The following is a 25,576-nucleotide window of genomic DNA, read 5'->3' on the forward strand; positions in this document are numbered from 1 at the left end:
AACAGGCTTGCCCTGGTAAACGAACCGGGAGGGTCGTTCATTAGGGCGAGCCTGTTTTTGTCGCGTGCACGCCCTAGAGCTGCGGCACCACCTCCCGGCCAAGCAGCGCCACCACGGCGTTCAGGCACTCATCCTGCTGCAGGATATCGAAGTGCCCGGCCTTCACCGTTTGCACCTGTCGCAACCGCGGTTGCTGGCGCTCCAGCGTGGCGCGTTCGGCCGTCGGGTTGCCATCGGCCCACCAGCAATGCAGCCCGACTTGCGGAATCGGCAGGGTGTCGACCTGCCGCGACAGTGCCTTCAAGCGTGTGCTGACCATGAACGTCTGAGCCAGCTCATCGGCACCGAGCAGCGCATAACCACTGGCCTGATCGCTTTGGCTGTCGATCACCGCGCGGATGATCCGCGCCACGGCATCGTGGTCCCCCGCCGACTCGGTACTCAACGCCCGGGCGATCACCTCGCCGTCCATGCCCAAGGTTGCACCGAGGAACTCGGCCAGATCCACACGCCACTCATCCGCACTGACAACGGCATTGGCCTGGGTCGGTACAAAGCTGTCCACCAGACCGACGAACGCCACACGCTGGCCCTGCCGTTTGAACAGCTCACTCACCAGCAACGCCAACGCCCCGCCCAGCGACCAGCCCAATACGTGGTACGGCCCCTGGGGTTGTCTGGCACGGATCGCCTCGACGTAGTCGGCGGCCATCTGCGAAAGCGAGGTGTCGTGCCATTGCCGGTCGAGCAGCATCCGGCATTGCACGCCGTACACCGTGCGCTCACCGTCCAGGCGCCGGGCCAACGGCTCGTAATCGAACACCGTGCCGAAACCGGCGTGCAGGCAGAACAATGCCGGCTGATCCGCCACCAGCTGATTGAGCAGCAACAGCGGTTGCGGACTCTGGCGCACGGGCTGCTCATCGACACCGGACAACCCGGCAATCGTCGGCTTGGCCATCATGTCGCGCAGCTTGATCTGGAAATCCGGCTCGTTCAGCGCACGCACTTTCGAGATCACCTTGAGGGTGCGCAGCGAATCGCCGCCCAATTCGAAGAAGTTGTCGGTGATGCCGACCTTCTCGATGCCCAGCACCTGTTGCCAGATGTCCGCCAGCACCCATTCCAGCGGCGTGCGCGGGGCCACGTAGTCACGGCCGGTGAAGGCCGGATCCGGCAGGGCCTTGCGGTCGAGCTTGCCGTTGGGTGTCAGCGGGAAGCGCGGCAGCACCACGACCTGCGTCGGCACCATGTAGTCGGGCAGGCTTTCGCGCAATGCCGCCTGGCAACGCGGGCCGAGGCCATCGTCTTGTGCCGCCACCACATAGCCCACCAGTTGCGGCCCCTGGCCGTTGTCCCGCACGACCACCAGCGCATCGTTGACCCCGGCCTGCTCGCGCAAGCGGGCTTCGATTTCGCCCAGTTCGATGCGGAAGCCGCGCACCTTGACCTGATGGTCGATGCGCCCGACGTAGTCGAACACGCCATCTTCGCGACGGCGCACCAGGTCACCGGTGCGGTACAGGCGCCCGCCTTCAGGGCTGAACGGATCGGCGACGAAGCGCTCGGCGCTCTGCCACGGATGACGATGGTAGCCACGCGCGACACCCCGTCCGCCGATGTACAGCTCGCCGACCATACCCACCGGCAGCGGGTTGAGGTCCATGTCCAGCACGTGCAGGCTGCGGCTGCCGACGCGTTGGCCAATCGGCGCGTACATCGCCTGGCAATGGCCGTCGGCGGCGATCTTCCACAGCAGCGGCGTGACCACGGTTTCCGTCGGGCCGTAGCCGTTGACCAGGTATTGCGGCTTGAGTGTGTGCTTGACCCGCTCGAACGTGGCGTCCGGCACCGCATCGCCACCGAAGCAGTAGATGCGCACCGGCGGCGGATCACCGCCCTGCAGTTCGGCGTGCTCGGCCAGTTGCAGCAGGTACGCCGGCGGGAAGCAGGCGACGCTGATGCGCTGGCGGTGCAGCACGGCCAGGGTCTGTTCGGCGGTCCACAACGTATTGTCGCGAATGACCAGGGTCGAGCCGCTGATCAGCGCGGTGATCCAGCGTTCATGGGCGCCATCGAAGGCGAACGACATGAAGTGCAGTTCGCGATTGCCCGGGTCCATTTCGTACAGCTCGGCGATGGCCTGTACGTGCATGCTCAATGGTCCGTGGGCGACCGCGACGCTCTTCGGCTTGCCAGTCGAACCCGAGGTATAGATCAGGTAGGCCAGTTGCTCGGCGTGCACAGCACGTTGCGGTGCCGGCACCTCGACGTCGAGGTTCAATCGGTCCACCGCGACCATGGCCGTGCCCGGATTCAACTGCGCTGTGTCGCGCAGCCGTTCCTGGGTCAGCAGCAGGCGCATGTCGCTGTCGGCCATCATGTAGCGCAGGCGTTCCTGCGGGTATTGCGGGTCCAGCGGCACGTAGGCGGCGCCACACTTCATCACCGCCAGCAGCGACACCACCAACTCCAGCGAACGCTCCATGAACACGCCGATCACGTCTTCGACCTGCACGCCCTGTTCCAGCAGATGCACCGCCAACGCATCGGAGCGCCGGTCCAGCTCGGCGTAGCTCAGGTGCTCGGCGTCACGGTCGGCATAGCTGAGCACCAGCGCCGTGTGATCCGGTTGCAATCGCGCACGCTGACGGATCAGCTCGTGCACCGGCGTCTCGTCACCGTCTGCCACCACTTGCAGTTCGCCGTCCAGCGCCCGGCCTTCGTCCAGGGTCAGCAGGCCCAGCTCACCGACGGCACGCCCGGCGTCGTCGCACAGACGCTGCATCAGGCTTTCCATGTGGCCGCGCAGGGTTTCGACAGTCGCCAGATCGAACTGATCGCGCTGGTGCATGTACTCGATGCGCAGCCCCTCGTCGAGGCTGACCATCAGGTCCATGGCGAAGCTGGTCAGGCCGAAGTCGGACACGTCTTCGAAGCGCAGCGAGTCGCCGTTCCATTCGCGCAGGGTGCGGTCCACCGGCTGGTTTTCGAAGACGATGATGCTGTCGAACAACGACTGCCCGCCCTGCCCGGCCCAGCGCTGGATATCGCTCAGCGGGGTTTGCTGGAAGTCGCGGATGTCGAGGTTGTAGGCCTGGATTTCGCGCAGCCAGTCACCGACGCGGGCCTCGGTCGGCACGCTGTTGACCACCGGCAAGGTGTTGATGAACAGCCCGAGCATGTTCTCGGAGCCGTTGAGGATTTCCGGACGCCCGGACACGGTGGCGCCGAACGTCACCGTGCGCTGGCCGGTATAGCGCTGCAACAGCAGCAACCACGCGGCTTGCACCAGGGTGTTGAGCGTCACCTGCTGTTGCTGGGAAAACGCCTGCAAACGCGCGGTCTGCTCGGCACTCAGGTGCGTGTAGATCGCGTGGTAACCCGCTTGCGGCGCCTTGACCGGCAAGGCGCGGGCCAGGTGCGTGGCGCCTTCGAGGTTGGCGAGTTTGCCTTTCCAGAACGCCTCGCTGGCCTCGGCGACTTGCTGGCCGAGCCAGTCGATGTAGTCGCGATAGGCGGCCACCGGCTCGTGCTCATCGCCGCTGTAATGGCGCAGCACTTCACCGATCAGGCGCGACACGCTCCAGCCGTCCATGAGGATGTGGTGGTATGTCCAGATCAGGCGATAGCGGTCGTCTTCCAGACGCACCAGCAACAGACGCAACAAGGGGGCGCGATTGAGCGAGAAACCGCGTTCGCGCTCCTCCAGCGCCAGTTGACGGACGCGTTCTGGTTGATCATCCAGCCCGCGCCAGTCCAGCTCGGCCAGCAGCGCAGGCGCATTGCGCCGCACCACTTGCAGCGGCTCCTTGTCGCCTTCCCAGAGGAATGCGGTGCGCAAAATCCCGTGACGCCGGGCAGCATCGGCCCAGGCCTCGCGGAAACGCGCGCCATCCACGCCGCGCACGCCCACTTCGATCTGGTTGACGTACAGCCCCGTATCGCCGTCCTGCACCGAATGGAAGAGCATGCCTTGCTGCATCGGCGACAGCGGATAAACGTCCTCGACTTCGTCCGCCGTCAGTTCCAGCGCCTGATATTGCGCTTCACTCAGTTCGATTTTTGCTGCCGGTGCAACCACAGTCGGCACGGCTTGATCCACCGCGACCGGTTGGGCGACCGTCGCCAGTTCGGCAAGGGTCGGATGGCTGAACACATGCTTGGGCGAAATGCTCAAGCCGGCCTTGCGTGCGCGGCTGACGGCCTGGATCGAGACGATGGAATCGCCGCCCAGCTCGAAGAAGTTGTCGTGCATGCCCACTTGCGGCACTTCGAACAACGCCTGCCACACGGCTTGCAGCGTCGCTTCCACGGCGTTGCGCGGCGCAACGTATTCGCGCACTTGCTGGTCCGGTTGCGGCAATGCGCGGCGGTCGAGCTTGCCGTTGGGTGTCACCGGCAACTGATCGAGCGGCAACACGTGGCTCGGCTGCATGTGCTCTGGCAGCGCGTTGCGCAGGTGTTGCTTGAGACGATCAACAGCGGCATCACCTACGACGTAAGCCACCAATTGCTTGGACTTGCCGACATCGAGGGCGATCACCACGGCTTCACGCACCTGTGGATGCTCCAGCAGGCAGGCTTCGATTTCCCCCAGCTCGATGCGCAAGCCACGGATCTTCACTTGATGGTCGATGCGGCCGACGTATTCGATCACGCCGTCCTCGCGATAGCGCGCCAGATCGCCAGTGCGGTACAGGCGCTCGCCCTGCTCACCGAACGGGCTGGCGACGAAGCGCTCGGCGGTCAGGTCCGGACGGTTGTGGTAACCACGGGCCAGGCCGATGCCGCCCAGGTACAGCTCGCCCACACAACCCTGCACCTGCGGTTGCAGGCTGTCGTCGAGGATGTAGGTCACCAGGTTGGCAATCGGATAACCGATCGGCACGCTGAACCCGCCATCATCGACACAGGTCCAGTGGGTCACATCGATCGCCGCTTCGGTCGGGCCGTACAGGTTGTACAGGCCGACGTCCGGCAGGACGCGGAACAGGCTGTGCTGCAAGTCTGCCGACAAGGCTTCGCCGCTGCACATGATCTGCCGCAGGCTGGCGCAACGCTCGAAGCCTTCGCCCTGGACAAACGCCTGCAACATCGACGGCACGAAATGCAGGGTGCTGACCCGGTACTGCTCGATCAGGCTGACCAGTTGCGCCGGATCGCGATGGGCACCCGGTTCGGCCAGGGCCAGCCGTGCGCCGGTCATCAGCGGCCAGAAGAACTCCCAGACCGACACGTCGAAACTGAACGGGGTTTTCTGCAAGACGGTGTCGCGCCCGTCCAGCGGATAGGCGCCCTGCATCCACGCCAGGCGGTTGTACAAGGCATCGTGACGGTTGGCCGCGCCCTTGGGTTTGCCGGTGGAGCCGGAGGTGTAGATCATGTAGGCCAGAGATTGCAGTTCGACCACGCAGGGCAGGTTTTCGTCGCTCAGCCCTTCGAGCAGCGGCGCCATGTCGTCCAGGCAGATCGCCGTGGTGGCGGCCGGAATCGGCAACTGCTCAAGCAGATGACGCTGGGTCAGCAGTAAGTGCACGCCACTGTCGTCGAACATGTGTTCCAGGCGTTCGCGGGGGTAGTCCGGGTCCATCGGCACGTAGGCGCCACCGGCCTTCATGATCGCCAGCAAGCCGATCACCAGTTCCAGCGAACGCTCGGCAGCGATGCCCACCAACACTTCGGCGCCCACACCCTGGCGGCGCAACAGGTGCGCCAGTCGGTTGGCCTGTTGGTTGAGCTGGCGATAACTCAGGGTCCGGCCGGCAAACACCAGGGCCGGGGCTTCCGGGGTTTGCAGCACCTGGGCTTCAAAGCACTGGTAGACCGGGCGCACATCCGCCCAGCCCTGCACCGTGCGGTTGAAGCCTTCGACCTGCTGCGCCGTTTGCACAGCATCGAGCAGGCTCAAGCGCCCCAAGGGCTGCTGCGGCGCGCAGACCATGGCATCAAGCAAGGCAACCAGCCGCGAACTCAAACCTTCGATAGCCTCGGCGCTGAACAGCGCCGTGTCGTAGTTGAAACGCAGGTCCAGGCATTCGCCCAACTCGGCGGCAATGGCCAGCGGGAAACTGGTCTGGTCGTGGTGATCGATGCCGGAGAATTTCAGCACGCTGCTGTTGCCCTCCTCCAACGCTTGCGCCACCGGGTAGTTTTCGAACACCAGCAGGGTGTCGAACAGCGCCTCGCCGGAATGACCGGCCCAGCGCTGCACGTCCGCCAGCGGCGTGTACTCGACTTCGCGCAACCTGAGGTTGAGCGCCTGGACTTCATCGATCCATTGGCTGACCGTACGCTCGGGGTGCGGCGTGGCGATCACCGGCAAGGTGTTGATGAACAACCCGATCTGCTGCTCGATGCCTTGCAACTCACTCGGACGCCCCGACACCGTGGCGCCGAACGCCACCGTCGACTGGCCGGTGTAGCGCTGCAATATCAACAGCCAGGCGGCTTGCAGCAGGGTGTTGGGCGTGACGCGGGCCTGACGGGCGAACCCGCTCAGGCGCTCGGTGGCCGCGCGGTCCAGGTTGAGGTGCAGGGTGCGATGACCGCTGCACTGTCCTGCAACCGGCCCCGGCAAGGCGCCGGCAAGGCGGGTCGGCTCGGTGAAGGCGTGCAATTGCTCCAGCCAGAACGCTTCGCACGCAGCGCGGTCACGGGTGCCCAGCCAGCTCATGTAATCGCGATAACGACCAACACCCAGCGCCGGCATGACGCCGGAGTAGCATTGCAGCACTTCGCCGAACAACTGCGAGGTGCTCCAGCCGTCCAGCAGGATGTGGTGGTTGGTGAAGATCAGGTGATGGCTGTCATCGGCGGTCTGCACCAGGGTCAGGCGCAGCAGTGGCGCCGCCGTCAGGTCGAAACCGCGCAGGCGATCGTCCTCGGCCAGTCGCTCCAGCGCTTGCGGCAGATCAGGCCGGTCGCGCCAGTCGAGCAGGCTCATCGGCAGCGTGGCGTCGGCCAGGATCACTTGCAGCGGTCGCGAGCCGTTGCTTTCGCTGAAGAACGCCGCGCGCAGCACTTCATGGCGCGCCAGCGTCTGCTGCCAGGCATCGCCGAATGCCTCGACGTCCAGCCCCTGTACATCCACGCGCATCTGCGGCACGTAGGCACCGGCATCCGGGGCGAACAGGCTGTGGAACAGCATGCCTTGCTGCATCGGCGACAGCGGCAGGATGTCTTCGATGCGGCTGGCCGCCAGCGGCAAGGCATCCAGTTGCGCCTGATCGACGCGCACCAGCGGTACGTCGCTCGGGGTCAGGCCACCGGCACCGCTCAGGCAATGTTCGATCAGCCGTTGCAACTCCATCGCATAGGCATCGGCCAGGTGTTGTACGGTTTGCGCTTTGAACAGGTCGCTACTGAAGGTCCAGCTCAAGCGCAGTTGGCCAGCGTAGACCTGGCCGTTGATGCTCAGGCCCCGGTCCAGCTCGGCCGAGGCGCCCTGCTCGGCACCGCCGCTTTCCTTCGCCGGACGCCACGGCGCCTGCTCGTCGAAGCTGGCGTCGAACTGGCCCATGTAGTTGAAGGTGACCTGGGGTGACGGCAGAGCCTCAAGGCCAACGTCGGCCAGATAGCGCAGGATGCCGAAGCCGATGCCTTTGTCGGGCACGGCGCGCAGCTGTTCCTTGACCGCCTTGATGCTCGCGGCCAGGTCGTCGGCCGGGGTGAGCTTGACCGGGAAAATCGAGGTGAACCAGCCGAGGGTGCGGGTCAGGTCGATGTCGTCGAACAGGTCTTCGCGACCGTGGCCTTCCAGTTTGACCAGGGTCGACGATTGACCGGTCCACTGGCCCAGTACCCGCGCCAGCGCCGTCAGTAACAGGTCGTTGACCTGGGTGCGGTAAGCCGCGGGGGCGTCTTGCAGCAGTTGGCGGGTCAAGGTGCTGTCGAGCACGGTTTCCACGCTGATGGCGTGCTGGCTGGCCAGGCTGCCTTGCGGGTTGTCCGCCGGCAGTTGCACCGCGACGTCGTGGTATTGGGCTTGCCAGTAAGCGGCTTGCTGCGCCAGCGCCGGACTTTGCGCATGCCGTTGCAAACGTGCAGCCCAGGCCTGATAGGCGCTGGTCTTGGCCGGCAGGCGCAGCGGCTCGGCCCGACGTGCCTGAGCGTAGGCGGCTTGCAGGTCTTCGAGCAGCAGACGCCAGGAAACGCCGTCCACCGCCAGGTGATGCACCACCAGCAACAGACGCTGGCCTGTCGTGCCCATGTCCACCAGCAAGGCACGCAGCAACGGACCGTCCTGCAAGTTCAGGCTCGCCTGTGCGGCATTACACAGTTCAAGCAGTTCATCGGCATCGGCGGCTTGGCGCTGCCACAGCACATCAGCGCTGCTCCACTGCTCGGCTTGTGCCTGTTGCCAGACACCATCGACCTGACGCAAGCGCAGGCGCAATGCATCGTGATGTTCCAGCAACGCCGCCAGTGCCTGTTGCAGGCAACCGCTATCCAGCGGCTCGCGCAGCTCCAGCAATACCGACTGGTTCCAGTGATGACGGGCCTCGATGCTTTGTTCGAGGAACCAGTGCTGAATCGGCGTCAGCAACACGTCACCGCGCACCGGTCCCTGATCGATGATTAGCCCGGCGCTGCGCACAGCGACTTTCGCCAGGCTCTGCACGGTCTGGTGCTGGAACAGGTCGCGCGGGGTGATGCGAATCCCGGCCTGACGCGCGCGGCTGACCACCTGGATGGAGATGATCGAGTCGCCGCCCAGCTCGAAGAAGTTGTCATCGATGCCTACGCGCTCGAGCTTGAGCACGTCTTGCCAGATCGCCGCCAGCTCGGTCTGCATGTCATCCATCGGCGCCGTGTAAGCCTGCTGCGCCAGCGCCGCATCAGGCTTGGGCAATGCGTTGCGATCCAGCTTGCCGTTGCTGGTCAGCGGCCAGTGCTCGAGTTTGATCAGATGCGCCGGCACCATGTAGTCCGGCAGACCGCCCTGTAAATGTTCGCGCAGGGACTGGCGCAAATCCTTGTCGTCGTTGGTCGCGGTGAACCACGCCACCAGTTGCTGGCTGCCGTTGACCTGCGGTGCCAGGACCAGCGCCTGCTCGATGGCCGGGTGGCTTTGCAGGCGGTCCTGGATTTCCCCCCGTTCGATGCGAAAGCCACGGATCTTCACTTGATGGTCAATACGCCCGGCGTACTCGATGCTGCCATCGGCGCAATAACGCGCCAGGTCGCCGGTGCGATACAGGCGTGCGCCCGGCTCAGCGGCGAACAGGTCCGGCACAAAGCGTATGGCGGTCAGATCGGCACGCTGGTGATAACCCCGGGCCAGACCGGCACCGCCGACGTACAGCTCACCGACGCAGCCCTTGGCCACCGGGTTCAGGCGCGGGTCGAGCACGTACCAGCGCAGGTCGGCGATCGGCTCGCCCAGCGGCGAGCTGTTGGCGCCATCGAGGTCGGCGCGGGACAGCGGGCGGTAGGTCACGTGCACCGTGGTTTCGGTGATGCCGTACATGTTGATCAGCAATGGCTGCCGGTCGTCGAAGGCGTCGTACCACGGCCGCAGGCTGGCCACGTCCAGCGCCTCGCCACCGAACACCACGTAGCGCAGGGCCATGCCTGGCGCGTTGGCGCAGGCGAACGGCATCAACTGGCGGAAGGCCGAGGGGGTCTGGTTGAGTACCGTGACACCTTCATCACTGAGCAAGCGGGCGAAGTCTTCCGGGGAGCGGCTGACCGCGTGCGGCACGACCACCAGCTTGCCGCCGTAGAACAGCGCGCCAAAGATTTCCCATACGGAAAAGTCGAAGGCATAGGAATGGAACAGGCTCCAGACGTCGTCCGCATTGAAACCGAACCAGTGCCCGGTGGCGCTGAACAGGCGGGTCAGGTTGCTGTGGGGCAGCAGCGTGCCCTTGGGTTTGCCGGTGGAGCCGGAGGTGTAGATGACGTAGGCCAGGTTCGCTGCAGCGGTCAGGTTCGGCAGATTGTCGGCGCTGGCCTCATCGAGCCAGTCGCTGGCGTGATCGAGGCAGATCACTTCAATGCCTTCGTTCAACGGCAGGCGTGGCATCAGGGCTGAGTCAGTCAGCAACAGGCGTGTGCCGCTGTCGGCGAGCATGTAGGCCAGGCGATCCTGCGGGTAATCCGGGTCCAGCGGCACATAGGCGCCCCCGGCCTTGAGGATCGCCAGCAGGCTGACGATCATCTCCAGCGAGCGCTCCAGGGCGATGCCCACCAACACGTCCGGGCAGACCCCGCGTTCGCGCAGACGATGGGCGATGCGGTTGGCGCGGCTGTTCAGTTCGGCGTAAGTGAGGGTGATGCCTTCACAGGTCACGGCAATGTTGTTCGGGTGCGCGGCGGCCTGGGCTTCGATCAGTTGATGGGCACACAGGGCATTCGCAGCTTCTGGCGCGTTGATTTCGGCGCTGCGATTCCAATCCAGCAAGGTGGCTTGCTGCTCGGAGGCGTCGAGCATGCCCAGGTCGGCCAAGGCCACACCGGCGTCGGTGCAGATGGCCTGCAACAGGTTTAGCCAGTGCCGGCCGAGACGCTCGATGGTCGCGGCGTCGAACAGTTCGGTGGCATAGACGAACGACGTGTGGATGCCCTCGTCGCTTTCGACGGTGTCGAGCATCAGGTCGAACTTGGTGGTCTTTTCGTCCCAGATCAGCGGTTCGACGCTCAGGCCCGGCAAGTCCCAGCGTTGCGGGTCGCCACTGTGGCGCTGGTGGTTGAACATCACCTGGAATAGCGGCGTGTGGCTCAGGCTGCGCTCCACGCCCAGGCCATCGACCAGTTGCTCGAACGGCAGGTCCTGATGAGCCTGCGCGCCGAGCGCTGCGGCCTTGACCTCGGCCAGCAATTGCACAAACGGCTGGTCGGCCCGGGGCTGGCTGCGCAGCACCTGGGTGTTGACGAAAAAGCCCAGCAGGTTTTCCACGTCCTGGCGGGTACGGTTGGCAATCGGCACGCCGACGCGAATGTCCTGTTCGCCACTGTAGCGATGCAACAGCGTTTGCAACGCTGCCATCAGCAGCATGAACAGGGTGCAGCCTTCGCGGCGGGCCAGCTCGCGCAGTTGCGCCGTCAACGCAGCGGGGATTTTCAGCTCGACGCTGGCGCCCTGCTGGCTCGGGATCGCCGGGCGACGGCGGTCGGTCGGCAGGTTCAGCGGTGGATGCTCGCTGCCCAACTGCCCGCGCCAGTAATCGAGCTGACGCTCGGCTTCACCGGCCTCCAGCCACAGGCGCTGCCAGCGGGCGAAGTCGGCGTATTGAATGCCCGGCTCCGCTAGCTGCGCAGCCTGCCCTGCACTGAGTTGTCCATAGAGTTGGGTGAACTCCTGCAACAGGATCGGCAGCGAGCCGCCATCGGTGACGATGTGATGGAAGGTCAGCACCAGCACATGTTGCCGGGCATCGAGGCGAATCAAGCGGCAGCGCATCAACGGGCCGTGCTGCAGGTCGAACGGCTGCTCGGCGTTGAGGGCGATCTGGCGTTGCAGTTCGATGTCGTCGGCGGCAGTGACCTCGACCAGCGGGGTGTCCATCTGCGGGTGGATGTGCTGCAGCACTTGCTGTTCGTCGAAAACGAACGTGGTGCGCAACACCTCATGACGTTGCACCAGTGTCGCCAGGGTCTGCGCCAATGCATCGCGGTTCAGCTCGCCATTGAGGCGGAAGGCACCGGTCAGGTTGTAGGCCGTGGCCTGGGGCTGCATCTGCCAGAGGAACCACAAGCGCTGCTGCGCGTAGGACGCCGGCAGCGTGTCGACGGTGCGGTCCCGCGGCGGGATCGGCAGTAATTCCAGGGTCAGCCCCTGAGCGTGCATCTTTTGTTGCAACGCACGTCGGGCGTCCGCGCTCAAGTCGCAGAAACGCTGGGCCAGGGTCATCATTCTGTCCGGTGCAGCACTCATTGCGCGTGTTCCTCATCCACTTCGTCGAACAACGCTTCGAGGGCGTCTACATCGTTTTCCTGGTGTTCACTTTGCTCGCGGAACTGCTCGATCTGTGCCGCCAGGCGTTCCAGGGTGTCACCGTCGAAAAACAGCTTGAGCGGGATCGCCAGGTTCAGTTCGTCCTGAATCCGCGCACGAATGCGCGTGGCCAGCAGCGAGTGCCCGCCGAGTTCGAAGAAGCTGTCGTGCACACCGACGCGCTCGACGTGCAGCGCTTCGGCCCAGATTGCCGCCAGGGTTTTTTCCAGGTCGTTGCGCGGCGCGACGAAGGCGCTGCGGCGCACATCGAGATCGAGCAAGGCTTGGCGATTGAGCTTGCCGTTGGGCATCAGCGGGAAACGTTCCAGCACCTGCAAGCGCGCCGGCTGCATGTGCTCGGGCAGCACCTCGGCCAGATGGCTGCGCAGTTCGTTGAGGCGGATGTCGGCGGTGTCCGCCGGGGACACCACGAAGCCCAGCAGCTGCGGGCCGGTCGGGGTTTCCCGGGCGATGACGGCGGCATCCTCGATGCCCGGCGCGCTGCGCATGGCCGCTTCGATTTCGCCCAGCTCGATGCGGAAGCCGCGGATTTTCACCTGGTGATCGACCCGGCCCAGATACTCCAGCACGCCATCGGCGCGATAGCGCGCCAGGTCACCGGTGCGGTACAGGCGTTGGCCCGCCGTCTTTGCAAACAGGTCGGGGACAAAGCGTTCGGCCGTCAGCGTGGCACGCTGCAAGTAGCCCCGGGCAATGCCGGCACCACCGACGTAGAGTTCACCCTCGACGCCCACGGCCACCGGTTGCAGGTCCGGGCCGAGCACGTGAATGCGCATGCCGGCAATCGGCTGGCCGATCGGAATGCTGTCGGCGTCCTGACCGAGCGGCAATTCCCAGGCCGAGCACCACACGGTGCCTTCGGTCGGGCCGTATTCGTTGACCAGTGCCACCCCCGGCAATGCCTCGCGATGTCGCTGCACCAGTGCGTTGCTGCAGGCTTCGCCGGCAACGATGACGCAGGCCAGGGCCTGTTGATCGAGGTGTTCGAGAATCTGTGCGTGGTAGGACGGCAAGGTCAGGTAGTGGGAAACCTCTTCGCGCTGGATCAACTCGGCCAATCGGGCCGGATCCTTGTAGCTGTCCTCGTCCGGCAGGCACAGGGTCGCGCCCTGCCCCAGCGCCCAGAACACCCCGGCCACCGAACTGTCGAAGGAGAACGACGAGAGCATCAGGAACGCGCGCAGCGGCTGGCGATAAAACCCAGTGCGCGCCAGGGTCGAGGCCACGGCATTGGCATGACTGATCATCACACCCTTGGGTTTGCCGGTGGAGCCGGAGGTGTAGATGACGTAGGCCAGGTTCGCGCTGTCGCCCTGAGGCGCAGGTTCGGTTTGCGCGGCGGCCCAGACGTCGGCCCCCGGCATCAAGGAAATTATCCGTTCATGACGCAATGCGTCCGGCAGCGGCTGGCAGGCCAGCACCTGGCGCGCATCGGTATCGGCGAGCATGAACGCCAGGCGCTCGATCGGGTAGTTCGGGTCCAGCGGCAAGTACGCAGCGCCGGCCTTGAGCGTACCCAACAAGGCAATGACGATTTCCAGCGAGCGCTGGCCGTAGACCGCGACGATTTCATCCGCCGCCAAGCCTTGGGCGCGCAAGGTATTGGCCACCTGATTGGCGCGCGCATCCAGCTCGGCATAGGTCAGGCGCTGACCGTTGATACTCAGGGCGATACGTTGTGGATGCAGGCGCGCCTGTTCGACGAACAACTCCTGCAGGAAGCGGCACGGCAATGCCTGCCCGGTGGCGTTCGGGTTGAAGCCCTCGATCAGGCGGGTCAGTTGTGCCGCATTGACCAGACTCGCCTGAGCCAGGGTCAGCTCGGGCGATGCCAGTAATTCACGGCTGAACTCGACAAACTGCTCCAGCCATTCGGCCAGCATCGACTCCGGCAGCGCACCGTCGAGACATGACAGCTGCAACTGCTCGCCCTGGACACGCAGGCGCAGGACTTCGGGGTTGGCGTCGTCCACCTCGATGTCGGCATCAATGGCGGCTTGATAGACGAAGCCGTAACGCAGCGGCGCGGTGCCTTCGGCGCTCAGTTCGAACTCGTTGAGGCAGTCGAGCCAGGACAGCGACTGCTCAACGCTGGCCGCAAAGGTGGCCAAGGCTTGCGTCAGTGTCTGCTGGCTACGGTGCTCGAAGGCCACCGGCAGACGCCGGGCGAATCGGCCGAGGGTGGCGGCGGTCTGCTCGTTGCGACCGTCCACCTGCCAGCCCATCAGCAGTTTTTCCTGCTGGCCGATGCGTGCAACGAATGCGGTCCACAACAACAGCGCCAATTGCTCCGACTCAACGCCCGCATCAACAGCGGCCCGTTGCACGCCAGCCAACCATTGGGCGTCAATCAAGGTGGCCTGACGACGAACCAAGGTGACATCGAGCGCTTTTTCGAAGGGCAAGCGATGGGCTACGGCGAACTGCTGTTGCAGGTTGCGCCAGAACGCGGCGCCCTGGTGACCGATGTCTTCTTCGCGCAGCTCTTGCTGCCAGGCGCTGTAGTCCAGGTATTGCAGCGCCTCCTCGTCTTCGACCAGGGGTTCGCCGCGCAACAGACTGGCGAGTTCAGCCGACAGCACCCGCAGCGAGGCCTCGTCGAAGCTGCACGCCGGGGTCAGCAGAGTGACGATGGATTGCCCTGCTTCGCCCTCGACCTGTGCCACCACCAGCACTTGGTTCGAATCCTCAACCAAGACTTCACGGCTGCGGCTCAAGGCCTCGGCCACCGAAGGCTGGTCGCCCAGCACCGTCAGTGGCAGCGCTTCGCACAGGCTCTGCACCGGCCACTTCATGCCCGGCAAGCGGCGGTACACCGTGCGCAGGGTTTCGTGACGCCGGCCCAGTGTCTCCAGCGCCGCCCGTAACGCCTGGCCATCCACCGGCCTGGCGACCGGCAATGTCAGGGCGGCGAACAGCGGCTGGGCGCCCAGGTCCTGGACGCGCAAATAAAAGGCCTGCTGGGCCGAAGTCTGGAAGACGTCTGTCGAAGGTTCGAGGGCGGTGGTGTTCATGTCGGGTGTCCTTATTCCTGATCCAGGTCGGCGCTTTTCTGCGCGATGGCCATGGCCGTGAGGATTTTTCTGTAGCCGGTGAATTCGTTGCGCGCATGCACGCTGAGGATGTTGTCGAGCAGGACCACGTCGCCCTTCTCCCAGGCGAACTCGACCATCACCTCGCGGTAGATGCCTTGCAGGTGACGGATCACGTCGTCGGGAATCGGCGAGCCGTCGCCGAAGAAGGTGTTCTGCGGCAGGTCTTGCGGGCCGAATTCACGCAGCAGGTTGTCGCGAATGCTGTCCGGCAGGGTCAGCGCGTTGAAGAAGGTGCCGTGGTTGAACCAGAAGCGCTCACCGGTCAGCGGGTGGCGCACGATGGCCGGGCCGTTCTGCCGGGTGCGCAGGCGGTTGCCGGACTTCCACTCGGCCTGGATACCGATCTTGGCGCAGTAGGCTTCGACCTCGGCGCGGTCCTCGCTCTGGAACACGGTCTGCCACGGCAGGCCCATGCCGTCGCCGTAGTTGCGCACGTACATGATGCGTTTACGGGCAAACTCTTCGCGCACCGCCGGGTCGATCCGCGCGAGAATCCGGCGGGTATCGCCGAACGGCGTTTCGCCGCCGGTGGCCGATGGGGTGTCGCAGTAGAAATACAGGTGACGCGGGAACACCGGCGAATACGAGTGCTCGTTGTGCGGGAAGATTTTCTCCGGCGCCGGGTAATCGGTGGAGCTGTAGATCTTGAACTGACCGGTGATCTGGGTACGTGGCGAGGCGCGGAACAGGTACTCCAAGGCGCCGCCGGAAATCGCATCGACGCAGCGGTTGAACTCGCCGATATCGGCCACCTGGAAGCCACGGAACAGGATCACCGCGTGCTCCAGCAGCTTGCTTTCGATCAGCGCGCGATTCTGGCTCGCCCATTCCACCAGGTTCACGCCGGACACGGCCGGACGGCACACCAGCGGCATGCTGTGGCCTTCGAACATCGGCGCAAAACTCACCAGCCGCGTCGGATCGGTGGACAGGCTTTTGCGGGCACCACGACCCATCTTGGGAATGGACTTGGTCGTTGAAACGGTCATAAACCCCTCCAGAAAATGTTGACGGCGGCGCTAAAGGACGCCGTCGCCTGTATCAGTCCGCTGCGGTTGGCGCGGTCGACGCGCCCCGGTTCGCCGAGCGGCGCTTGATCGCCATGGCACCGCCGAGCAGGGCCTTGCGTTGCTCGTTCAAGCGCGCATCGGCACGGCGCTGGACATCGCTGGCCAGGTTCAGCAACTCACCGACCTGCAACGGCTCAGCGCTTACCAACGCCTCGAGCACCGCCCGGATCTGTTCGAATACACATTCCAGCGTGCTCGGCAGGTACTGGCCGGCCGGTGTCTCGAAGCTCAGGTGGATGTGCTGCGCGTCGTTGTAGAACGCAGCGACCATGCCGATCTCGGCGGCCTGACGCCCGGACGGGAAATCCTCCACGTGCAACCCATCCATCGAGGGCAAGCGACCGACGCCTTCCTGGTAAATCAGCTTGATGTCGAACAGCGGCGAACGTCCGGCCCGGCGCGGCAAGCGCAAGGCTTCCACCAGACGCTCGAACGGCAGGTCCTGGTGGTCCGAAGCCTCCAGCACCGCCCGGCGACAGGCCTCCAGCAATTGCGCGGCCGGCTGCCCGGCATCGACTTCCACTTGCAGTACTAGTTGGTTAACGAAGAAGCCGACCATTTCTTCAAGCTCGGCTTGATTTCGGTTGGCGATATCGGTGCCGATGCGCACCCGACTGACCTCGGTACGCTGGCGCAACACCAGGGTGAAACCGGCCAGCAGCAGCATGAACAGCGACAGATCGCGCTGCTGGGCAAAGTCGCGCAACTGCTGGCTGAGTTCGGCACTGAAGGTGAAATGTGCGCTGGCACCTTCCTGCGCGGTGCGCCGGTCGCCATCGGCGGGCAACTCCAGCACCGCTTGCGGCTCGGCAAGGCGCTGCTGCCAGTAGTCGAGTTGGCGTTGCAACTCGCCGCCCTGCTCCAACCACTGGCGCTGCCATTTGGCGAAGTCGGCGTACTGCACGCTGTGCGCCGGCAGTTGCGGGGTCTGGCCACGGTTGAGGGTTGGATACAGCGCGACGAATTCATTGATCAGCACGCGGAACGACCAGTCATCGGCGACGATGTGATGCACCGTCAGCAACAGCACATGCTGGTGATCCGCGACCTGTAGCACCCGCACCCGCAGCAACGGGCCGTGGCGCAGGTCGAATGGCCGCGCGACTTCCTCGCGGGCCAGGTGTTGCGCCTCGACGTCCGGCGCCGGCAGATGCCGCAGGTCGCCGGCCTCGAAGCTCAACGGCAATTGCCGGTGTACCCGTTGCCAGGTCTGGCCGTCTTCTTCGTAGAAGGTGGTGCGCAACACCGCATGACGCTGTACCAGGGTTTCGAAGGTCTGGCGCAGGGCGTCGAGGTTTAGCTCGCCGCGCAGGCGCAAGGCACCCGGCATGTTGTACATCGAACTGTCCGGTTCCAGGTTCCACAGGAACCACAGGCGCTGCTGGGCAAAGGACAGCGGCTGGCGTTCGCCAGAGGTGTCCGCCACCAGCGCCGGGCGTTCACAACGGAGTTGCAGTGTCTGTACCTGTGCGGCGAAATCCTCAAGGCGCGGGTGTTCGAACAGGCTGCGCAGGCTCACCGACAGGCCCATGCGCTGGCGGATCTGCGAGACGATCTGCGTCGCCAGCAAGGAGTGCCCGCCCAATTCGAAGAAGCTGTTCTCGCGGTCGACGCGACTGACCTGCAACACCTGTTGCCAGATCTGCGCCAGCTGGATTTCCAGTGCCCCCTGCGGTGCGCTACCGGTTGCCGCCTCCCAGACTGGCGGGGCCGGCAACGCGGCGCGGTCGAGTTTGCCGTTGCGGTTGAGGGGCAACGCGGCCAGCACCACCAGTTGCGTCGGTAGCATGTAGTCCGGCAGGCGCTCGCCCAAGGCGCGGCGTACGGTGTCGGTGAGTTGTCGCGCATCCGCGTCCAGCTGTTCATCCAGGGCCGGCACCACGTAGCCGATCAACTGCTTGCCGCCGACGCCTTCGTGCACCAGCACTGCGGCTTCGCTGATCATCGGCAGGCCTTGCAGGTGCGCCTCCAACTCACCCAGTTCGACGCGGAATCCGCGAATTTTCACCTGGTGATCGATACGCCCCAGGTATTCCAGTGCACCGTCCTCGCGATAACGCGCCAGGTCGCCGCTGCGGTACAACCGAGCCCCCGGTGTGGCGGAGAACGGATCGGCAATGAAACGCTCGGCGCTCAAACCCGGACGCTGGTGATAGCGCTGGGCGAGTCCCGCATCACCACCGATGCACAACTCGCCGACACAACCGGTCGGCAGCAGGTGGCCTTCGCTGTCCAGCACATACAACGCACGCCCCGGCAGCGCGCGACCAATCGGCACGCCAAGGGGATTGCGGGTATCGGCCAGGGTGCATTCGTGGGTACTGGAAACGACTGTGGCTTCGGTCGGCCCATAGGTATTGAGCAGGCGCACATCGCCCAGACCGGCGGCATGCCACAACTTCAGGCCTTCCAGCGACATGGCCTCGCCACCGACGTGGACCTGACGCAAGCGCCCTTTGTCACGCTGCGGTTGCGCAGCCCACTCTTGAGCCAGCAAGAACCAGTAGGCGGCCGGCAGGTCGGCCAGGGTCACGCCGCGTGCGATGATTTGCCGATAAAGCGTGTCGGTGTCCCACAACTCATCGCCGCGCATCACCAGCGCCGCGCCCACGCACAATGGCGGGTAGCACTGCTCGACAAAGCCGTCGAAGCTGAAGGTGGCGAATTGCAGCACACGGTCTTGCGCTGTGAGTTGTGAATAGTCCGCCGCGATCACGCAAAACTCGCGCAGCGCGGCGTGGGCCAGGCACACGCCTTTCGGGCGTCCGGTGGAGCCGGAGGTGTAGATCAGGTAGGCGAGGTCTTCGGCGCTGGCGAGGTTTTCCGGGTTTTCGGTGGAGTAACCGTCAACGCTCGCCTCCAGCCCCAGGCGCGGCAAACCTTGCGGCAGCGCTACATCGGCGAGCAAGCCCGGTTGCGCCAGCAGCAGATCCATGCCGCTGTCTTCGATCATGTAGGCCAGGCGCTCGGCCGGGTAATCCGGATCGAGCGGCACGTAACCGGCGCCGGACTTGAGGATGGCCATCAGGCTGACGATCATCTGCGCATTGCGCCGCACCGACAGGCCGACCCGCTGCCCCGGTGCCACCCCCTGGGCGCGCAGGCGATGGGCGAGCTGGTTGGCTTGCGCATTGAGCTGGGCGTAGGTCAGGCACTCGTCGCCGACCATCACCGCCAGTGCATCGGGCGTGCGTGCCGCCTGTTGCTCGAAACGCTGATGGGCCAGCAACGGGCTATCGAGTGGCGGCGCGGGTGGACGCGAACCGTTCAACACCTTTGCTTGAGCCTGTGCATCCAGCAAGCTGACCGCGCCCAATGCCTGCTGTGGCTGTGCGACGAATTGCTCCAGCACCCGCAACAGGCTGGCGCCCAACTGGCTGATCTGCACCGCGCTGAACCGGCTGCGGTCGAAGCTGAAATCCAGACGCAGGGTGGCGCCGACTTCGATGCCGAGGGTCAGTGGGTAGCTGGTGATTTCGTGATTGCGCAGCGCGCCGAAGGTCAGGCCCGCCGGCGCCCCTTGCTTGAGGGCTTCGGCCACCGGGAAGTTCTCGAACACCAGCAGGCTGTCGAACAGCGCCCCCTGTTGCCCGGCCCAGCCCTGGATGTCGTACAGCGGCACGTGTTCGAACTCGCGCAGGCTCAGGTTCAGTGCTTGCAGGTGGTTGAGCCACTGGGCCACCGACTGCCCTGCCGGCGGTGCGGCAATGATCGGCAAGGTGTTGATGAACAGCCCCAATTGCTGCTCGATGCCCGGCAGCGGCGCGGAGCGTCCGGCCATGGTGGCGCCGAACGCCACGCAGGATTGGCCGGTGTAGCGCTGCAACAGCAGGCCCCAGGCGCCTTGCAGCAAGGTGTTGAGGGTGATTTTCTGCTGGCGGGCGAAATCGCCCAGGCGCTGTAGCGCGGCGCTCTCCAGGGTCAATTGATGCTCGCCCATGCCGCACCCTTCGACCGGTGTCGGCAAGGCTTGCGCCAGCAGCGTCGGCGTTTCCAGTGGCGCCAGCGCTTGCTTCCAGAACTGTTCGGCGGCCAGCAGCGGCTGCTGTTGAATCCAGCCCAGATAGTCGCGGTATTGCCCCATCGGCCTGGCCAGCGTCTGCCCGGCATACTGCTGGATCACTTCGCCGAGCAACTGCGCGTTGCTCCAGCCATCCATGAGGATGTGATGGCTGGTATAGATCAGGTGCCAGTCTTCAGTGCCTCGGCGCACCAGCACCAGGCGGAACAACGGCGCGGCGCTGAGTTCGAAGCCGCGACTGCGCTCTTCGGCGGCCAGTGCATCGAGGTCGACATCGGCCACTTCGATCACTTGCAGTTGCAGGTCGATCTGGCGATGAATCACCTGATGCGCGCACTCAAGCCCCAACCAGTGGAAGCTGCTGCGCAAGATGTCGTGTCGGTTGATCGCCGCCTGCCAGGCCCGGCCGAATGCGGCCAGCTCCAGCCCCTGGATGTCCAGGCGCAACTGATTGATGTAGGCCTCGGCCTGGGGTTCGTACAGGGTGTGGAACAGCATGCCCTGCTGCATCGGCGTCAGCGGGTAAACGTCCTCGATGGCCGGTGCCGGGACAGGCAAGGCATCGAGTTGTGCCCGGGTGATGCGCGCCAGCGGGAAGTCCGACGGCGTGACCTGGCCTGGCGTTGTCGCGCAGCAATGTTCGATCAGTGCCTTGAGTTCTTCGGTGTAGGCATCGGCCAGTTGTTGGACCGTGGATTCGGCGAACATGTCGCGGCTGAAACCCCATTGCAGCGAGAGCTGTCCGCCATACACCTGGCCTTCCACGGTCAGCCAGTTGGCCAGCGGCGCATCATCGCCCTGGGCCTGACCAGCGCTTTCCGCGGTCGGGACGAACAGCGCAGCCTCATCGAACTGACGGTCGAACTGCCCCAGGTAGTTGAAGGTGATGCGAGGCGCCGGCAAGTCTTGCAGCGTCTGGCGCTGCGCCGGCTCGCCGAGATAGCGCAGCAACCCATACCCCAGGCCTTTGCCGGGAATGGCGCGCAGTTGTTCCTTGATCGACTTGATCGAATTCGCCGCCCCGGCCTCGGGTTGCAGGCGCACGGGAAACAGGCTGGTGAACCAGCCGACGGTGCGGCTCAGGTCGAGGTCGTCGGACAGGTCTTCGCGACCATGGCCTTCGAGCTGGATCAGCGTCGAGCCCTGCCCGCTCCAGCGGCAGATGACCCGCGCCAACGCCGTGAGCAACAGGTCGTTGACCTGGGTGCGATAGGCCGCCGGTGCCTGTTGCAGCAATTGGCGGGTCAGTTCGGCATCCAGTGTCGATACGATCTTGTGCCCGTGGCGCTGCTGCAAGCTGCCCTGCGGATGGTCACACGGCAGGTCCCGGGCATCCGCCAGTTGCGCCTGCCAGTACGGCAGTTGCCCAGACAAGATGCCGGCATGCTGTTGCAGGTGCGCGGCCCAGGCTTGATAGGCGCTGGTTTTCTCGGGCAGCGCCACTTGCCGGTAAGCCTGTTGCAAGTCTTCGAGCAACACCCGCCACGACACGCCATCCACCGCCAGGTGATGGACCACCAGCAGCAGGCGCTGGCTGCCATCGTCGAGGTTGACCAGCAAGGCGCGCAGCAGCGGCCCATTGGCCAGATCGAGGCTGCGTTGCGCTTCATCGCACAGCGCAGTCAGGGCTTCGGCCGAAGAGGCCCGACGCAGCCACAACCTAGCGGATTCGACCTGCGGCCCATGGTGTTGCTGCCAGCCTTGGGCACCGTCGATGAAGCGCAAGCGCAAGGCGTCGTGGTGGTTGATCACGGCGACCAGCGCCCTTTCCAATGCTTGCGGATCCAGCGCTTCCCGGGGTGTCAGCAGCAGCGACTGGTTCCAGTGCTGACGCTGGGCGATGGCCTGTTCGAAGAAGTAATGCTGCGCCGGGGTCAGGATCACCTCGCCGCTGACCGGGCCTTGATCGATGCTGCTGCGGCTGTCGAACGTCGCGACCAATGCCAGGCTGCGCACGATCTGGTACTGGAACAGATCCCGCGGACTGAGGCGAATGCCGGCCTGACGGGCGCGGCTGACCACCTGGATGGAAATGATCGAGTCGCCGCCGAGTTCGAAGAAATTGTCTTCGAGGCCCACAGGTTGCGTGCCCAATACGTCCTGCCAGATCTGCGCCAGCATGGCCTGCATGGCATCCTGCGGTGCGACGAACGCCTGTTGCGGCGCAGCGTCCGGTGGCGGCAAGGCCTTGCGGTCGAGTTTGCCGTTGGCGGTCACCGGCAAGGCATCCAGCGGCATCAGGTACGTGGGCACCATGTATTCCGGCAGGCTGCCGAGCAGCCAGGCCTTGAGGGTTTGCGGCCACTGCGCATCGGCGTCAGCGCTTTCCAGCACCAGATACGCCACCAGATGCTTGCCGCCCTGCACCAGCACCACGGCCTCGCGCACCAGCTCATGCTGCATCAGGCGGGTTTCGATCTCCCCCAGTTCGATGCGCAGGCCGCGCAATTTGACTTGATGGTCGAGGCGCCCGAGGTATTCGATCACGCCATCGGCGCGCTGCCGGACGCGGTCACCGGTGCGGTACAAGCGCGCGCCGTCGTGGAACGGACACGGCACGAAGCGCTCGGCGGTGAGCGCCGGACGCCGGTGATAACTGCGCGCCAGCCCGGCGCCGCCGAGATACAACTCCCCCGCCACGCCGGCCGGAACCGGAAGCAATTGCGCATCCAGCACATGAGTGCGCAGGTTGGCGATGGGCCGGCCGATGGGCACACTGTCGGCGCCTTCGTCGACGCAGGTCCAGTGGGTCACGTCGATGGCCGCCTCGGTCGGGCCGTACAGGTTGTACAACCCGGCACCCGGCAGCTTTTTGAACACCTGCAATTGCGCATCCAGCGGCAAGGCTTCTCCGCTGCAGACAATGCGCTTGAGGCCGGTGCACGCCTCGACGCCCGGCTCGTGGATGAACGCCTGGAGCATCGACGGCACAAAGTGCAGCGTGCTGATGCCGTGGTCAGCGATGAGGCGGATCAACTGCGCCGGTTCCCGATGTGCGCCCGGTGGCGCCACCACCAGACGCGCGCCGGTCATCAGCGGCCAGAAGAACTCCCAGACCGACACGTCGAAACTGAACGGGGTTTTCTGCAATACCGAATCACTGCCATCGAGCCCGTAGGCCTGCTGCATCCAGCACAAGCGGTTGACCAGCGCTGCGTGACTGTTGCCGGCGCCTTTGGGCTTACCGGTGGAACCGGAGGTGTAGATCACATAGGCCAGGTTCAACGGATGCACCTCGACCTGCGGGCAGGCTTCGCTGTAGCCGTCGAGCCAGTCTTGCGGCTGATCCAGGGCGATGACCTTGACGTCGTCGGTGGGCAGCGCGCCGAGCAGGTTGCTTTGCGTGAGCAGCACGCCAATCGCGCTGTCGTCGATCATGTAGGCCAGACGTTCGGCCGGGTACTCCGGGTCCAACGGTACGTAGGCACCACCCGCCTTGTGAATGGCCAACAGGCCAATGACCATGTCCAGCGAACGCTCGACGCAGATCCCCACCAGCACATCCGGGCCAACGCCCTGCTTGCGCAGGTAATTGGCCAGGCGATTGGTGCGGGCATCGAGTTGCGCATAGCTGAGCTGGCGCTCGCCAAACACCAGGGCCGTTGCCTCGGGCGTGCGTCGGGCCTGGGCCTGAATCAGCTGATGCATGCACTGCTCGACGGGATAGACCTCGGCGGTGCGGTTCCAGTCCTGCACCAGCATCTGCTGCTCATCGGCGCTCAGCATCGGCAACTCGCCGATTTTTTGCGTCGAGTCGTCGACTAACGCCTGCAACAGGCGCGTCCAGTGCCGGGCCATGCGTGCGATGGTGTCGGCTTCGAACAGATCGTTAGCGTAGGTCAGCGCGGCGTGCAGCTTGCCGCCCTTCTCCCAGGTGTCGAGGGTGAGGTCGAACTGGGTGGTGCGGCTTTGCCAGTCGATGCTGCCCAGCATCAGGCCGGAGGCGGTGCTGACCGAGGCCATGTCGGCCACGTGCGGCTGGTGGTTGTACATCACCTGGAACAACGGCGTGTGACTGAGGCTGCGCTCCAGTTTCAACGCTTCGACCAGGCGCTCGAACGGCAGGTCCTGATGGGCCTGGGCGCCGAGGGCGGTTTCCTTGACGGCGCGCAGCAGGTCGTCGACCCGGGTCTGGCCGTCCAGCTGTGTACGCAGCACCTGGGTGTTGACGAAGAAACCGATCAGGCCTTCGATTTCCGCACGGTTGCGGTTGGCGATGGGCACGCCGACGCGGAGGTCGGTTTGCCCGGTGTAGCGATGCAGCAACGCGTTGAAGGCGCCGAGCAACAGCATGAACAAGGTGATGTTGTGCTTCTGCGCGGTGCTGCGCAGTTGTTCGGCCAGTTGCGCTTCGACCGCGAATTCATAACGGGTGCCGCGATAGCTCGGCATGGCCGGGCGCGAATGATCCAGGGGCAATTCCAGCACCGGATGCTCATCGCCCAGTTGCGCCTGCCAGTACGCCAGTTGCCGCGCCTGCTCGCCCGCCTCCAGCCAGCGGCGCTGCCACAGGGCGTAGTCGCTGTATTGGATCGGCAACGCTGCCAGCTGCGGCTGGGTGCCCGCATCGAAGGCGTCGTAGCAGCGGATGAATTCGTCGATCAGCACGTTCATCGACCAGCCGTCGGAGACGATGTGGTGCAGGGTCAGCAACAGCACGTGCTCAAGTTCTGCGAGCTTGAGCAAGGTGACCCGCAGCAGCGGACCGGTCGCCAGATCGAACGGCAGCATCGATTGCTGCTCGGCGGTGTGCGCCACGGCCCGTTCGCGCTCCTCGGCGGGCAGTGCACTGAAATCCACCTGTTCGATCAGCAACGGCGCCGTGGCAGGCACTTGCTGCAAGCTATCGTCGACCTGACGCTGGAACAGCGTACGCAGGGTTTCATGCCGCGCCACCAGGCTGGCGAACGCCTGCTCCAGCGCCGACAGGTTCAAGTGCCCGGTCAACCGCACCGCGCCCGGCAGGTTGTAGGCGCCGCTGTGCGGGTCCAGCTGCCAGAGGAACCACATGCGTTGCTGGGCGTACGACAACGCCTGGCGATCCTCGGCCTCGATGCCGGCCGGGATCGGGAAACGGGCGAAATCCACGCCCTCCTTGTGCAAGGCCGCCAGGAACATCTGGCGCTTTTCCACGGGCAACCCGATAAACCGGCGAGCAAGTTTCAAGGAGTCTTCAGCATTCATCTATCGGCATCCGCATCAGTAGGCAGCAGGCGCAAGGGCGCGTCGTCCCTATAAAACGAATGCAGGCGGGAAAAATTAGCGGATCAGGCGAAAGGTGAAGCGCGGAAAAACAGGTTGATAAATACCACTGTGGGAGCGAGCCTGCTCGCGAAGACGGCGTGTCAGTCGACATCAATGGTGTCTGACACATCGCTTTCGCGAGCAGGCTCGCTCCCACAGGTTTTGTGGTGAATTCAGAATAGGG

At 64.8% G+C, this 25,576-nt stretch carries 4 protein-coding genes; all 4 read right to left on the reverse strand.

Annotated features, from left to right (window positions below; translation table 11 throughout):
- Positions 1 to 73: 73 nt before the first annotated feature.
- Genes CD175_RS05590 through CD175_RS05605 form a run of 4 tightly spaced genes read right to left on the reverse strand, consistent with a single transcriptional unit; the run spans position 74 to position 25,332 of the window.
- Positions 74 to 11,881, reverse strand: coding sequence for a non-ribosomal peptide synthetase (locus tag CD175_RS05590; RefSeq protein ID WP_104448003.1), 11,808 nt, complete (start codon positions 11,879 to 11,881; stop codon positions 74 to 76).
- Positions 11,878 to 14,976, reverse strand: coding sequence for a non-ribosomal peptide synthetase (locus CD175_RS05595; RefSeq protein WP_104448004.1), 3,099 nt, complete (start codon positions 14,974 to 14,976; stop codon positions 11,878 to 11,880). The genes CD175_RS05590 and CD175_RS05595 overlap by 4 nt, the downstream gene beginning before the upstream one ends.
- An 11-nt stretch (positions 14,977 to 14,987) precedes the next feature.
- A complete protein-coding gene (locus tag CD175_RS05600) occupies positions 14,988 to 16,046 on the reverse strand; it encodes a TauD/TfdA family dioxygenase (RefSeq protein ID WP_104448005.1) in 1,059 nt (352 codons plus the stop codon).
- Between the two features lie 52 nt (positions 16,047 to 16,098).
- Positions 16,099 to 25,332, reverse strand: a complete 9,234-nt coding sequence (locus CD175_RS05605; RefSeq protein WP_104448006.1) for a non-ribosomal peptide synthetase — start codon at positions 25,330 to 25,332, stop codon at positions 16,099 to 16,101.
- Positions 25,333 to 25,576 lie beyond the last annotated feature (244 nt).

Origin of the sequence: Pseudomonas laurylsulfatiphila (assembly GCF_002934665.1) — a bacterium.
Taxonomy (GTDB): domain Bacteria; phylum Pseudomonadota; class Gammaproteobacteria; order Pseudomonadales; family Pseudomonadaceae; genus Aquipseudomonas; species Aquipseudomonas laurylsulfatiphila.

Bases quoted from the DNA above. Each gene is read 5' to 3' on its own strand.
- CD175_RS05590 (WP_104448003.1), bottom strand. From the start codon at position 11,881: ATGAGTGCTGCACCGGACAGAATGATGACCCTGGCCCAGCGTTTCTGC.
- CD175_RS05595 (WP_104448004.1), bottom strand. From the start codon at position 14,976: ATGAACACCACCGCCCTCGAACCTTCGACAGACGTCTTCCAGACTTCG.
- CD175_RS05600 (WP_104448005.1), bottom strand. From the start codon at position 16,046: ATGACCGTTTCAACGACCAAGTCCATTCCCAAGATGGGTCGTGGTGCC.
- CD175_RS05605 (WP_104448006.1), bottom strand. From the start codon at position 25,332: ATGAATGCTGAAGACTCCTTGAAACTTGCTCGCCGGTTTATCGGGTTG.